The organism is Gemmiger formicilis (assembly GCF_018784445.1).
Classification (GTDB): Bacteria; Bacillota; Clostridia; order Oscillospirales; family Ruminococcaceae; genus Gemmiger.
Genome location: NZ_WQOH01000107.1, coordinates 1 through 204, shown reverse-complemented (window position 1 = coordinate 204; position 204 = coordinate 1). Strand labels below are relative to the sequence as shown.

Here is a 204-nt window from a genome sequence, read left to right as displayed (position 1 = left end):
TGCATTTAGCATACAATTCTGGCGTGCATTTGAGAGTAATCGGCTTCGGATATAGCTCAAGGAAAATCAGGGGTGAGTGATATTTTTTCTCATATTTTGTAATTTGACTATCCGTTAAACTTATCAGATCTTCGCCACCGTCTCCGCATATCAGAAACGGACCTGCGAAGAAATCCGTTGGACCATATAAGCGGTTCGGTGGTA

1 protein-coding gene is annotated in these 204 nt (G+C 42.2%); it reads right to left on the bottom strand.

Translation table 11 applies throughout. The annotated features are described in order from the left end of the window. The coding region (locus GPK89_RS16165; protein WP_215694705.1) for a DUF3846 domain-containing protein at positions 1-204 on the bottom strand (204 nt) is incomplete at both ends.